The following is a 12162-nucleotide window of genomic DNA, read 5'->3' as shown; positions in this document are numbered from 1 at the left end:
CCCTTGTGCCGTACGTCCCAAACGACTCGGTGAAGCAACCGGGAGGCGCGCGGCGGCTCGGTGTCGTGGCCGGATGAACCCGCTTGCCACCTATGGGCTGTTGGCGGCCTGGGCCGTCCACGACGCCGAGGAACCGGCGACCGTGCCGCAGTGGATACGGGAGAACCTGCCCGCTCTGTTCGCAGCCGGTCCATGTGCCGTGCCGCCGTCCTCGTCACCGGTTCCCGGGCCCGTTCCCGTCCGCGCCCGTTCTCCGTGCCCGCGCCCGTATACACAGTCGGTCGCATCCGAGTCCGCCGCACCCGGGTCGTGACCCGGCCCCGGGGCCGCTGCGGCTCGCGGCCCACCGCGCCGGACCGCGCCACCGGCGGCGGCTCATGACGGCCGGGCGCCGGAGGAGTCGGGGGCGCGGAGCAGGGAACTCAGCGTGTGGACACGGTTGGTGGTGATCGAGTCGACACCCGCGCCGATCAGCCTCCGCATGGTCCGCCGGGTGTCGGCGGTCCACGCGGAGACCAGCATTCCGTCCCGGTGGACGCGGTCGGTGAGCTGGCGGCTGATCAGCCCGAAGCGGTAGTTGAGGGTGCGCGGCCGTACCGCGTCGATGAGCGCCGGGCGCGGCGGCGCCAGGGATGTCCAGGTCAGCGCGATCTCGGCGGTCGGGTCGGCGGTCCGTACCGCGAGCATGGTCACCGGGCCCGCGCAGTAGTACGCCCGCTCCGCCGCGCCGCACTCGCGGACGGTGCCGACGACCGTGCGGACGGACTCCCGGGTGGCCCCGGGCAGGTCGATCATCACCCGGTGCGCGCCCAGCGCGTCCAGCGCGTCCAGCGCCTCCCGCAGCGTCGGCACTCCGTCCCGCGTCAGCTCCCGCACCCGCTCGTACGTCAGCTCCGCCAGCGGGCGGTCGTGTCCCCACAGCCGCTTCAGCGTGGCGTCGTGCAGCAGCACGGGCACCCGGTCCCGGGTGAGCCGTACATCGATCTCCACCGCGTCGGCGCCTCGCTCGACGGCCGACCGGAGGGAGGGGAGGGTGTTCTCGCGGACGCGGTACGGATCGCCTCGGTGCCCTACGGCGGTGACGGTACGCATGGGCCCATTGTCGCGGGCGGGCCGGTCCGCCGGTCTGCCGGAAGGCCCGCCCGGAACGCGCGCCGGAAAGCCGGCTCCCCGGCCCGTGCCGTACCCGGTCGCGGGGGCGGGCGTCCGCCCGTCCCCGGGACGCGTCCCCGGGCCTTCGCCGCCGCTCAGCTCGCCGGCCACTGCGCCGTGTACGCGTCGATCTCGCCGGCGATCCGCGCCTTGCCCGCCGGGTCGAGGAACGACGCCTCCACCGCGTTCTTGGCCAGTTCGGCGACCCCGCGTTCGTCGAGGCCGAGAAGGCGGGCGGCGACCCCGTACTCGCTGTTGAGGTCCGTGCCGAACATCGGCGGGTCGTCGCTGTTGACCGTGACCAGCACGCCGGCCTCGATCATCCGCCGGATCGGGTGGAGTTCGAGATCGGCGACGGCCCGGGTGGCGATGTTCGAGGTCGGGCAGACCTCCAGCGGGATGCGGTGCTCGGCGAGGTGGGCCAGCAGCCGCGGGTCCTCGGCGGCGCTGGTGCCGTGGCCGATGCGCTCGGCCCGCAGTTCGGTGAGGGCGTCCCAGATCGTCTGCGGGCCCGTCGTCTCACCGGCGTGCGGCACGGACCGCAGCCCGGCCGCGATCGCACGGTCGAAGTACGGCTTGAACTGCGGCCTGGCCACTCCGACCTCGGGACCGCCGAGGCCGAACGACACCAGTCCCTCGGGCCGCAGGTCCACCGCGAGCCGGGTGGTCTCCTCGGCGGCGTCGAGCCCCGCCTCGCCGGGGATGTCGAAGCACCAGCGCAGCAGCACGCCCAGTTCGGCCTCGGCGGCCTTGCGGGCGTCCTCGATGGCGTCCATGAACGCCTTCTCGTCGATGCCCCGCCGGGTCGAGCTGAAGGGGGTCACGGTCAGTTCGGCGTAGCGGATGTTCTGCCGGGCCATGTCCCGGGCGATCTCGAAGGTGAGCAGCCGTACGTCCTCCGGGGTGCGGACCAGGTCCACGACCGAGAGGTAGACGTCGATGAAGTGCGCGAAGTCGGTGAAGGTGAAGAAGTCGGCGATCGCCTCCGGGTCGGTGGGGACCTTGGAGCCGGGGTGGCGGGCGGCCAGTTCGGCCACGATGCGGGGGGAGGCGGACCCGACGTGGTGGACATGGAGTTCGGCCTTGGGAAGTCCTGCGATGAACGGGTGCAGGTCGGTCATCTGGGTCCTCCGGGTGTGATCGGCCACATGGGTCGAGATCATGGTAGGCGGCCGGTCCCCGGTGAGTGCCTACGCCGTAGCATGACAGGACGACGATCGGGGGAGAGCCATGTCAGATCATCAGGGCGGACACGAGCCGCGCGACCGTGATCCCTGGGCGCCGCCGGACAGCAGCCCGGCGCGGAGCGACAGCGCCGGTACGGGTTCCGGGGCGTCCGGGCAGGGCGGGGTGCCTTTGGACAAGCCCGCCGCCGGGACGGCCCCGACACCGGCACCGGGCGCTTCTCCTTACGCGCACCCGGGTCCGGGTCCGGATCTCCCTTCGTACCCGAGCCCGTCCCAGGCCGGTGCGAGCCCGCATGTGCACGACATGCCGACGATGACCTCGATGCCCGGTGCCGACACGGGCGCGGTCCCGCCGCCGCCGATCGCGCCGGGCGGGCCCGCGCAGCCCTACGGCTACCCGGGCGCCCCGGGCACCGCCCACACCGTTCCCGGCACGGGTGATCCGTACGGCGCGTACACCCCGTACCCCGGATACCAGAGCTATCCCCAGAGCGGCTGGGCGCCCGGCGCGACCGCGCAGAACAACATGGGTGTCGCCTCGATGGTGCTGGGCATCCTCTCGGTCGCGCTGTTCTGTCTCTACGGGGTCGTCGGACTCGTCCTCGGTGTGCTCGCGCTGATCTTCGGCATCATCGGCAGAAAGCGCGCGGGGCGGGGCGAGGCGACCAATCCCGGTCAGGCGCTGGCGGGCATCATCCTCGGCTCGATCGGCATGCTCATCGGGCTGGCCTTCATCGTGATCCTGCTGTGGGCGCTGATCGCGTCGGCGGCGGATGAGAGGGACCGGGTGGGCGAGTACGACGATCCGTATGCGAACTCGCTGGTGATCGGCGATCCGGGCGGCCCGCGCTGAGTTCCGTCCGGTGCCGGTCCCGAGGCGCCGGACGCACCTGATGTGCCCGGGCCCACGGGACGGGGTGCCGCCCCCGGCCCGGGCGGTCCGGGTCAGCCGCGGGCGGTCTCGGCGGCCTCCCGGAGTGAGGTGCGCGCTTCCATCAGGGCGAAGCCCAGGAGGTTGAGACCGCGCCACTGCGCGGGGTCGTGAGCCCGGGGACTGCTCGCGGAGAGGCCGATGCCCCAGACGCGGTCCCGGGGGCTCGCCTCCACCAGCACGCGCTCGCCCGTGGCGAGCAGGAAGTCCCGCAGACCGCCGTCCTGGCCGAATTTGTGCAGACTTCCCGACCGGACGATGCCGAAGCGCTCGCGCTGCCAGACCTCCTCGTCGAATCCGCGCACCAGCCGTCCGGCGCTCTTCGCCTGCGCCGGGCTCTTGGCGTCGATCGCCTGCCGCTCGGCCTCCGGATCCCCGAACAGCCGAGCCTTGGCCGCCATCATCCAGTGCTCCGCGGTGGCATAACGCACGCCGTCGACCACGAAGGGTGACGGCCACCACTGGCTGAGGCAGCTCGGGCCGAGGCGCCCGTCCGCGCGCGGGGTGTGCCCCCAGAAGTGCAGGTACGTGACTCGCTCACCGCTGCTGACCTGCTGGATCAGCTCATTCATCCCCATGCACGCGAGTCTCGCATCCACCACTGACACTCCGTACGGGTATTGGGCGCCCGACGCGACACATGGTCGACCGATTCCGTCGCGTAACCAAAAGGCAACTACGGAATCACTTGTTGACCAAGTGTTGCTCTGTCAGGATCGGCACTCAATTCACGCTAGTTCGACATTCAAACGGCGACATCAGGGCGACGGCTCACGGGCCGGGACAACGGAGAGCGTCATGGGTGACCGATTCCCAGTGCTGGACCGCTTCGCGGACGGCGCGCAGCACATCGGCGGGCGACTGCGGCCCGGCACCTCGGGGCGCACCCAGGAGATCGTGGACCCGGCGAGCGGGGACGCCGTCCACCGCTACGAGCTGGCCGGCACCGAGGACGTGGACGCGGCGGTCGCAGCGGCCCGCGGCGCGTTCCCCCAGTGGTCCGGGGCGACCCCCGGGGAGCGCTCCGACGCGCTGCACCGCTTCGCGGCCGTGCTGGCGGAGCGGGCGGGCGACTTCGCGCGGGTGGAGTCCCTCCAGTGCGGCAAGCCGATCAAGCTCTCCACCGAGTTCGACGTGCCCGGCACGGTCGACAACACCGCCTTTTTCGCGGGGGCGGCCCGCCACCTCCAGGGCCAGTCGGCCGGTGAGTACAGCGGCGACCACACCTCGTACGTACGCCGTGAGGCGATCGGTGTCGTCGGCTCCATCGCCCCCTGGAACTACCCGCTCCAGATGGCGGCCTGGAAGGTCCTCCCCGCGATCGCCGCGGGCAACACGATCGTGCTCAAGCCCGCCGAGATCACCCCGCTGACCTCGCTGATGTTCGCGCAGGCGGCCACGGACGCGGGCATCCCCGAGGGGGTCGTCAACGTCGTCTCCGGCGCGGGCCGGGACGCCGGTGAGCATCTGGTGGGTCACCCGGACGTCGCCATGACCTCCTTCACCGGCTCCACCGCGATCGGCAAGCGGGTCGCCGAGATCGCCACCTCCACCGTGAAGCGGCTCCACCTCGAACTGGGCGGCAAGGCCCCCTTCGTCGTCTTCGACGACGCCGACCCCGAGGCGGCCGTCCAGGGCGCGGTCGCCGGATCGCTCATCAACTCGGGCCAGGACTGCACCGCCGCCACCCGGGTCTACGTACAGCGTCCGCTCTACGAGCAGCTGCGCGAAGGCATCGCCGATGTGATGGCGGGCGTCCGTCTCGGCGACCCCTTCGACCCCTCCACCGACCTCGGCCCGCTCGTCTCGCACGCCCAGCGCGACCGGGTCGCCGGCTTCGTCGACCGGGCCCGGGCGTACGCCACCGTCGTCACCGGCGGCGAGGCGCCGAAGAACGGCGGCGCCTTCTACCTGCCCACGCTCATCGCCGACGCGGCCCAGGACAGCGAGATCGTCCAGTCCGAGATCTTCGGCCCGGTCCTGGTGATCCTGCCCTTCGACTCCGACGACGAGGGCATCGCGCTCGCCAACGACACCCCCTACGGCCTCGCCGCCTCCGCCTGGACCAGGGACGTCTACCGCGCCGGACGCGCCACCCGGGAGATCAAGGCGGGCTGCGTCTGGATCAACGACCACATCCCGATCATCAGCGAGATGCCGCACGGCGGCTACCGGGCATCCGGCTTCGGAAAGGACATGTCGGCGTACTCGTTCGAGGAGTACACGCAGGTCAAGCATGTGATGTTCGACAACACCGCCGAAGTCCGCAAGGACTGGCACCGCACCGTCTTCGGGGACAGATAGCCGGTCCGCCTCACGGCGGCCTCCATCCGAAAGGGCACAGCGCATGGACCACAACGAGCCCGGCGGCCTGTCCGCGCCACAGCTGGCGGCGATGCGGCGCAGCCTGACGAACGGCCGGGGTGCCCTGTCCCGCCGTTCGGTACTGCGCGCCTCCGGCATCGGCGCGCTCACCGTCGGCGGCCTGGGCACCCTGAGCGCCTGTGGCATCCCGCCCGCCAAGCGGGAAGGGGGCGCCACCGCCTCCGACGACCGCTCGGCCAAGGAGAAGGTGGTCAACTTCTCCAACTGGACCGAGTACATGGACGTCGACGAGGACGGCAAGACCCGGCCGACCCTGACCGCGTTCACCCAGCGGACCGGGATCAGGGTCAAGTACACCGAGGACATCAACGACAACGTCGAGTTCTTCGGCAAGATCCAGCCGCAGCTCGCGGCGGGCCAGGACACCGGCCGCGATCTGATCAACGTCACGGACTGGCTCGCCGCCCGGATGATCCGGCTCGGCTGGGTGCAGCGGCTCGACACATCGCTGCTGCCGCACGCGTTCGCCAATCTCTCACCCCAGTTCCGCAGCCCCGACTGGGACCCGGGCCGCGCCCACTCCTACCCCTGGACCGGCATCTCGACCGTCATCGCCTACAACACCAAGGCGACCGGCGGGAAGAAGGTCGACTCGGTGACCCAGCTGCTGGACGATCCCAGCCTCAAGGGCCGGGTCGGCTTCCTCACGGAGATGCGCGACACCGTCGGCATGACCCTGCTCGACCTCGGCAAGTCCCCGGAGAAATTCACCGACGCCGACTTCGACGAGGCGATCGGCCGGCTCCAGAAGGGCGTCGACAAGAAGCAGATCCGCCGCTTCACCGGCAACGACTACACCTCGGACCTCGACAAGGGCGATCTGGCGGCCTGCCTCGCCTGGGCCGGTGACGTCATCCAGCTCCAGACCGACAACCCGGACATCCAGTACGCGATCCCCGCGCCCGGATACATCACCTCCAGCGACAACCTGCTGATCCCCGCCGGTGCCGGGCACCAGCGGAACGCCACCCGGCTCATCGACTACTACTACGAGCCCCCGGTGGCCGCCCGGCTCGCCGCGTACATCAACTTCGTCTGCCCGGTCGACGGGGTCAAGGCGGAACTGGCGAAGATCGATCCCGAGCTGGCCGGCAACACCCTGATCGTCCCGGACCGGGCCATGGCCGCCAAGTCGCATGCCTTCCGCTCCCTGACCACCGAGGAAGAGACGTCGTACGAAGAGAAGTTCGCCAAGCTCATCGGCGCCTGACCTCCCCTCCAGGCCCCCAGAGCCCGATCCCCACGGCTCCCCGGAGCCCTCGTGCCCCTGAGCCCACCGAGCCCCCTGCTCTCGACACCCCTGGGACCGCGACCCATGACTGACACAACAGCGGGCGGCGATGTCCGCCTCTCCGGGATCAGCAAGACCTACGGCTCCTTCACCGCCGTCCACCCCCTGGACCTGACCGTCCCGCAGGGCTCCTTCTTCGCCCTCCTCGGCGCGTCCGGCTGCGGAAAGACCACCACGCTCCGGATGATCGCCGGACTGGAGGACCCCACCACGGGGACCGTCTTCCTCGGTGAGCAGGACGTCACCGCGCTCCCGCCGTACAAGCGCCCGGTCAACACCGTCTTCCAGAGCTACGCCCTCTTCCCGCATCTGACCATCCACGAGAACGTCGCGTTCGGTCTGCGCCGGCGCGGCATCCGGTCGGTGAAGAAGCAGGTCGGCGAGATGCTCGACCTCGTACAGCTCGGGGACAAGGCCCAGCGCAAGCCGCACCAGCTCTCCGGCGGCCAGCAGCAGCGCGTCGCCGTCGCCCGCGCGCTCATCAACCACCCCCGGGTGCTGCTGCTCGACGAGCCGCTGGGCGCGCTCGACCTCAAGCTGCGCCGCCAGATGCAGCTGGAACTCAAACGCATCCAGACCGAGGTCGGCATCACCTTCGTCCATGTCACGCACGACCAGGAGGAGGCCATGACCATGGCCGACACCGTCGCGGTGATGAACGGCGGACGCGTCGAGCAGCTCGGGCCGCCCGCCGAGCTGTACGAGAGGCCGCAGACCACCTTCGTCGCCAACTTCCTCGGCACCTCCAATCTGATCGAGGCCGAGGTCGTCACCAACGGCGGCGGCGAGATCGTCGTCACCGCCGGCGACGCCAGGCTGCGGCTGCCCGCCGAGCGCTGCGCGACCTCGCCGAGCCCCGGGAGCAGGCTGCTCGTCGGCGTACGCCCGGAGAAGATCTCCCTGGTCCACGCGGACGACGCGGGAGGCGTCGCGGACGGGCGGAATCGTTTCACCGGCACCATTGCCGACTCCAGCTTCATCGGCGTCTCCACCCAGTACCGCATCGACAGCGCCGTCTCGCCGGAGCTGGAGGTGTACGTACAGAACGTCGAGCGCGACACCCGGCTCGTGCCCGGCGCCGAGGTCGTCCTGCACTGGAACCCCGAGCACACCTTCGGCCTCGACGCCGCCCAGTCCGTGCTGGCCGGGACCGTGGGCTCCGCGGGCGTGGCGACGGACCCGGAGGCGGCATGAGCACCGTCGCCGAGGCACCGCCGAAGCCCCCGGCCGCCGAGCCCGTCGTGCACAAGAGGCCGGTGCGCCGCCGCCTCGTGCCGTACTGGCTGCTGCTCCCCGGCATCCTGTGGCTGGTCGTCTTCTTCGCGCTGCCGCTGGTCTACCAGGCGTCGACGTCCGTGCAGACCGGCTCGCTGGAAGAGGGCTTCCAGGTCACCTGGCACTTCCAGACCTACTGGGACGCCCTGACCGAGTACGGGCCGCATTTCGTGCGCTCGGTGCTGTACGCGGGCACCGCCACGATCCTGTGTCTGCTGCTGGGCTATCCGCTGGCGTATCTCATCGCGTTCAAGGCGGGACGCTGGCGCAACCTCGTCCTCGTCCTCGTCGTCGCGCCCTTCTTCACGAGCTTCCTGATCCGCACCCTCGCCTGGAAGACGATCCTCGCGGACGGCGGCCCGGTGGTGGAGGTACTGGGCACCATCGGCTTCCTCGACGTCACCAACTGGCTGGGGATGACCGACGGGAACCGGGTCCTCGCCACCCCGCTCGCGGTGGTCACCGGCCTCACGTACAACTTCCTGCCCTTCATGATCCTGCCGCTCTACACCTCGCTGGAGCGGATCGACCCCCGGCTGCACGAGGCCGCGGGGGATCTGTACGCCACCCCGTCCACGGCCTTCCGCAAGGTGACCTTCCCGCTCTCGATGCCGGGCATGGTCTCCGGAACGCTGCTGACCTTCATCCCGGCCAGCGGTGACTACATCAACGCCGAACTCCTCGGCTCCACGGACACCAAGATGGTCGGCAACGTCATCCAGTCGCAGTTCCTGCGGGTGCTCGACTATCCGACCGCGGCCGCGCTGTCGTTCATCCTCATGGCGATCGTCCTGATCATCGTCACCGTCTACATCCGGCGGGCCGGAACGGAGGACCTGGTCTGATGGCACTTCTCCGTTGGCTGAGGCGCAACCTCGTCGTGATCGCGGGCCTGCTGACGCTCGCCTATCTGATCCTGCCGAACATCGTCGTGATGGTGTTCTCGTTCAACAGGCCGGCCGGGAAGTTCAACTACTCCTGGCGGGAGTTCTCCACCGACGCCTGGAAGGACCCGTGCGGGGTCCCCGACATGTGCGGCTCGCTCACGCTCTCCCTCCAGATCGCCCTCTGGGCGACGATCGGCGCCACCGTCCTCGGCTCGATGATCGCCTTCGCGCTCGTCCGCTACCGCTTCCGCGCGCGGGGCGCGATCAACTCGCTGATCTTCCTGCCGATGGCGATGCCCGAGGTCGTCATGGCCGCATCCCTGCTCACGCTGTTCCTCAACCTCGGCGCCGAGCTGGGCTTCTGGACCATCCTCATCGCGCACACGATGTTCTGCCTCAGCTTCGTGGTGGTCGCGGTCAAGGCGCGCGTGCTGTCGATGGACCCCCGGCTGGAGGAGGCGGCACGCGATCTCTACGCGGGGCCCGTGCAGACCTTCCTGCGGGTGACACTGCCGATCGCCGCGCCCGGTATCGCGGCCGGCGCGATGCTCGCGTTCGCACTCTCCTTCGACGACTTCATCATCACCAACTTCAACTCGGGCAACACCGTCACCTTCCCCATGTTCGTATGGGGCTCGGCCCAGCGCGGTACGCCCGTCCAGATCAACGTCATCGGCACGGCCATGTTCGTCATCGCCGTACTGATCGTCGTCGCCGGACAGCTCATCAGCAACCGGCGGAAGAACAGCGCACTGCCCGAGTAGGTCCCCCGGTCCGCCGCCGGGCGGACCCCGTGAGGAGTGGAAACCATGGCCCCAGCCGCCATGACCTTCGCATCGTCCCTGTCCGACGTCCAGCCGGTCTCCTACTGGCTGGACGACCCCACCAGGCCCGCCCCGCTGCCGGCGCTGACCGGTGACGAGCGCTGCGATCTGCTGGTCGTCGGCGGCGGATACAGCGGCCTGTGGACCGCGCTGCTCGCCAAGGAGCGCGACCCCGGGTGGGATGTCGTCCTGATCGAGGGTCACGAGGTGGGCTGGGCCGCCTCGGGCCGCAACGGGGGCTTCTGCGCCGCCTCCCTCACCCACGGCCTCGGCAACGGCATCGCCCGCTGGCCCGGCGAGATCACCGAGCTGGAGGAGATGGGCGCCCGCAACCTCGACGCCATCGAGGAGACGGTCGCGCGCTACGGCATCGACTGCGACTTCGAGCGCACCGGGGGAATCGACGTCGCCACCGAGCCCCACCAGGTCGCCGAGCTGAGGGAGATGTACGAGGAGGCCGCCCGGCTCGGTTTCGACGGCCTCGAACTCCTCGACCGGGACGCCGTGCGCGCCCAGGTGGACTCCCCGCTCTTCCTCGGCGGCCTGTGGGACCGGAAGGGCACCGCGATGCTGCATCCCGCCAGACTCGCCTGGGGGCTCAAGCGGGCCTGTCTCGACCTCGGCGTCCGCATCTACGAGAACACCCGCGGGCTCGAACTCGCCTCCTCCGCCTCCGGGGCGGCCGTGCGCACCCCCTACGGCCGTGTCTTCGCCCGCCGGGTCGCCCTCGGCACCAATGTCTTCCCGTCGCTGGTCAAGCGGGTGCGCCCGTACACCGTCCCGGTCTACGACTACGCCCTGATGACGGAGCCGCTGAGCGAGGAGCAGCTCTCCGCGATCGGCTGGAAGGGGCGGCAGGGACTGGGGGACGTGGCCAACCAGTTCCACTACTTCCGGCTGACCGCCGACCACCGCATCCTGTGGGGCGGCTACGACGCGGTCTATCCGTACGGTGGCCGGCTCAGCGCCGAGCTGGACCACCGGCCCGAGACGTATCTCAAACTCGCCGGGCACTTCTTCCGCTACTTCCCCCAGCTGGAGGGGGTGCGCTTCAGCCACGCCTGGGGCGGTGCCATCGACACCTGCTCGCGCTTTTCGGCCTTCTTCGGCACGGCCCACGGCGGGAAGGTCGCGTACGCGGCGGGCTATACGGGGCTGGGGGTCGGGGCCACCCGCTTCGGCGGGGAGGTCATGCTCGATCTGCTGTCCGGGCGGCGGACCGAGCGCACGCGACTGGAGATGGTGCGGACCAAGCCGCTGCCGTTCCCGCCGGAGCCGGTCGCCTGGGCCGGGATCGGGCTCACCAAGTGGTCGCTGGCGCGGGCGGACGCGAACGGGGGGCGGCGCAACGCCTGGCTGCGGACGATGGACAGGCTCGGGCTCGGCTTCGACAGCTGAACCGAGCGCGGGCGGCGGCCGGAGCCGGGTGTGCTCGCGGGCCTGACCGTAGGCCGATGGCGGGGTTCGCGGGCCTGACTGCGGGCCGCCCGTGGGCCGACCGTGGGCCCGGTCCCGGTCCCGGCCTCCCGCTCAGCAGGCGTCCCCGGCGGACCTCTCGCCACCCCGTCACCGCCGATCATGGCGTGACGCAGTTCACTACTACGGAGTAGCAGAACTCGCGTCATAGCCGGCGCCGAGCCCCCTCTCCCCTGGTGGAAGCACGTGTCCGTGCACACGAGAGGGAGGCGTTGTGATGGCCGGCTCAGAAGCCAAGACCGCGGTGGAGTGGCTCGTATCGGTGGCACCGGATCCGGACGCCTGCCGGTGGGAGTGGGAGCGCAACCCTCTGGGCGTCGCCCTGCTGCCCGCGGGCAGGCGCTGGGACGTACTGATCCTGCCCGGCGAACTGGGCTATCCGACGCTCGACGTGCTCGGCAGACTGGTCGACCGGCCGGGGCCCGTCCTCGCCGACTTCGGTGACTCCCGGATGGGCTTCTTCGTGCCACCGGGCACGGCCGCGCACTGGGTCGGCACCGGGATCCGCAGCGCAGGGCAGGGGACCTGGATCGTCGTCCCGTATCCGGGCAGGGGCGGCGGCGGAGGAGTCCGCTGGCTCATCGCACCGGACGGCTCCGGCACGCTCTGCGACCCCGTCCTGCTGGAACTGGCGATGCACGAGGCGGCGGCGGGCCTGGCCCGTCACCGGGGGGAGTGAGCGGGCCCGCCCGGGGGTCCGGCGCGGGGGAGTGGGAGCGGGTGTGTGCCAGAGGTCTTGACAACCCGATTGGTC

Annotated in this window: 11 protein-coding genes; 8 read left to right on the top strand and 3 right to left on the bottom strand. The window is 70.7% G+C overall.

Translation table 11 applies throughout. The annotated features are described in order from the left end of the window. Window positions 1-375: 375 nt before the first annotated feature. Together ACFYT4_RS11705 and ACFYT4_RS11700 are read right to left on the bottom strand one after the other, a co-directional pair. The gene (locus tag ACFYT4_RS11705; RefSeq protein ID WP_389267395.1) at window positions 376-1092 is read right to left on the bottom strand and encodes a glycerophosphodiester phosphodiesterase; all 717 of its coding nucleotides are present in this window, start codon (window positions 1090-1092) and stop codon (window positions 376-378) included. Window positions 1093-1247: 155 nt separating this feature from the next. Beyond that, complete coding sequence (locus ACFYT4_RS11700) at window positions 1248-2273, bottom strand: adenosine deaminase (RefSeq protein ID WP_389267394.1); 1026 nt, start codon at window positions 2271-2273, stop codon at window positions 1248-1250. Window positions 2274-2643: 370 nt separating this feature from the next. Between ACFYT4_RS11700 and ACFYT4_RS11695 the strand changes: the two genes are divergently transcribed. After that, on the top strand, window positions 2644-3192 hold the full coding sequence (locus tag ACFYT4_RS11695) for a DUF4190 domain-containing protein (protein WP_389267393.1): 549 nt from the start codon (window positions 2644-2646) through the stop codon (window positions 3190-3192). 92 nt (window positions 3193-3284) lie between these two features. Here the strand turns inward: ACFYT4_RS11695 and ACFYT4_RS11690 are convergent, their stop codons facing one another. Beyond that, complete coding sequence (locus tag ACFYT4_RS11690; RefSeq protein WP_389267392.1) at window positions 3285-3848, bottom strand: NADAR family protein; 564 nt, start codon at window positions 3846-3848, stop codon at window positions 3285-3287. A gap of 220 nt (window positions 3849-4068) precedes the next feature. Here ACFYT4_RS11690 and ACFYT4_RS11685 point away from each other — a divergent pair, with 220 nt between their 5' ends. The 7 genes from ACFYT4_RS11685 (at window position 4069) to ACFYT4_RS11655 (ending at window position 12087) form a co-directional block, all read left to right on the top strand. Beyond that, window positions 4069-5574: a gamma-aminobutyraldehyde dehydrogenase gene (locus tag ACFYT4_RS11685; protein ID WP_389267391.1), complete on the top strand. Its 1506-nt coding sequence runs from the start codon at window positions 4069-4071 to the stop codon at window positions 5572-5574. Window positions 5575-5617: 43 nt separating this feature from the next. Beyond that, window positions 5618-6865, top strand: a complete 1248-nt coding sequence (locus ACFYT4_RS11680; protein ID WP_389267390.1) for a spermidine/putrescine ABC transporter substrate-binding protein — start codon at window positions 5618-5620, stop codon at window positions 6863-6865. Window positions 6866-6970: 105 nt separating this feature from the next. Next, a complete protein-coding gene (locus tag ACFYT4_RS11675) occupies window positions 6971-8140 on the top strand; it encodes an ABC transporter ATP-binding protein (protein WP_389267389.1) in 1170 nt (389 codons plus the stop codon). After that, window positions 8137-9066, top strand: coding sequence for an ABC transporter permease (locus ACFYT4_RS11670; protein WP_389267388.1), 930 nt, complete (start codon window positions 8137-8139; stop codon window positions 9064-9066). Before ACFYT4_RS11675 ends, ACFYT4_RS11670 begins: the two co-directional genes overlap by 4 nt. Then, on the top strand, window positions 9066-9872 hold the full coding sequence (locus tag ACFYT4_RS11665) for an ABC transporter permease (RefSeq protein ID WP_389267387.1): 807 nt from the start codon (window positions 9066-9068) through the stop codon (window positions 9870-9872). The genes ACFYT4_RS11670 and ACFYT4_RS11665 overlap by 1 nt, the downstream gene beginning before the upstream one ends. Window positions 9873-9917: 45 nt before the next feature. Beyond that, complete coding sequence (locus ACFYT4_RS11660) at window positions 9918-11330, top strand: NAD(P)/FAD-dependent oxidoreductase (RefSeq protein ID WP_389267386.1); 1413 nt, start codon at window positions 9918-9920, stop codon at window positions 11328-11330. Between the two features lie 295 nt (window positions 11331-11625). Beyond that, window positions 11626-12087, top strand: coding sequence for a hypothetical protein (locus tag ACFYT4_RS11655; RefSeq protein WP_389267385.1), 462 nt, complete (start codon window positions 11626-11628; stop codon window positions 12085-12087). The last annotated feature ends 75 nt before the right edge of the window (window positions 12088-12162 follow it).

This window comes from Streptomyces sp. NPDC004609, assembly GCF_042873655.1.
Lineage (GTDB): Bacteria > Actinomycetota > Actinomycetes > Streptomycetales > Streptomycetaceae > Streptomyces.
This window is presented reverse-complemented; position numbering and strand designations above follow the sequence as displayed.

Excerpts from the sequence above, each read along its gene's own strand:
- ACFYT4_RS11705 (WP_389267395.1), bottom strand. The coding sequence starts at position 1,092 with ATGCGTACCGTCACCGCCGTAGGGCACCGAGGCGATCCGTACCGCGTC.
- ACFYT4_RS11700 (WP_389267394.1), bottom strand. The coding sequence starts at position 2,273 with ATGACCGACCTGCACCCGTTCATCGCAGGACTTCCCAAGGCCGAACTC.
- ACFYT4_RS11695 (WP_389267393.1), top strand. The coding sequence starts at position 2,644 with ATGCCGACGATGACCTCGATGCCCGGTGCCGACACGGGCGCGGTCCCG.
- ACFYT4_RS11690 (WP_389267392.1), bottom strand. The coding sequence starts at position 3,848 with ATGGGGATGAATGAGCTGATCCAGCAGGTCAGCAGCGGTGAGCGAGTC.
- ACFYT4_RS11685 (WP_389267391.1), top strand. The coding sequence starts at position 4,069 with ATGGGTGACCGATTCCCAGTGCTGGACCGCTTCGCGGACGGCGCGCAG.
- ACFYT4_RS11680 (WP_389267390.1), top strand. The coding sequence starts at position 5,618 with ATGGACCACAACGAGCCCGGCGGCCTGTCCGCGCCACAGCTGGCGGCG.
- ACFYT4_RS11675 (WP_389267389.1), top strand. The coding sequence starts at position 6,971 with ATGACTGACACAACAGCGGGCGGCGATGTCCGCCTCTCCGGGATCAGC.
- ACFYT4_RS11670 (WP_389267388.1), top strand. The coding sequence starts at position 8,137 with ATGAGCACCGTCGCCGAGGCACCGCCGAAGCCCCCGGCCGCCGAGCCC.
- ACFYT4_RS11665 (WP_389267387.1), top strand. The coding sequence starts at position 9,066 with ATGGCACTTCTCCGTTGGCTGAGGCGCAACCTCGTCGTGATCGCGGGC.
- ACFYT4_RS11660 (WP_389267386.1), top strand. The coding sequence starts at position 9,918 with ATGGCCCCAGCCGCCATGACCTTCGCATCGTCCCTGTCCGACGTCCAG.
- ACFYT4_RS11655 (WP_389267385.1), top strand. The coding sequence starts at position 11,626 with ATGGCCGGCTCAGAAGCCAAGACCGCGGTGGAGTGGCTCGTATCGGTG.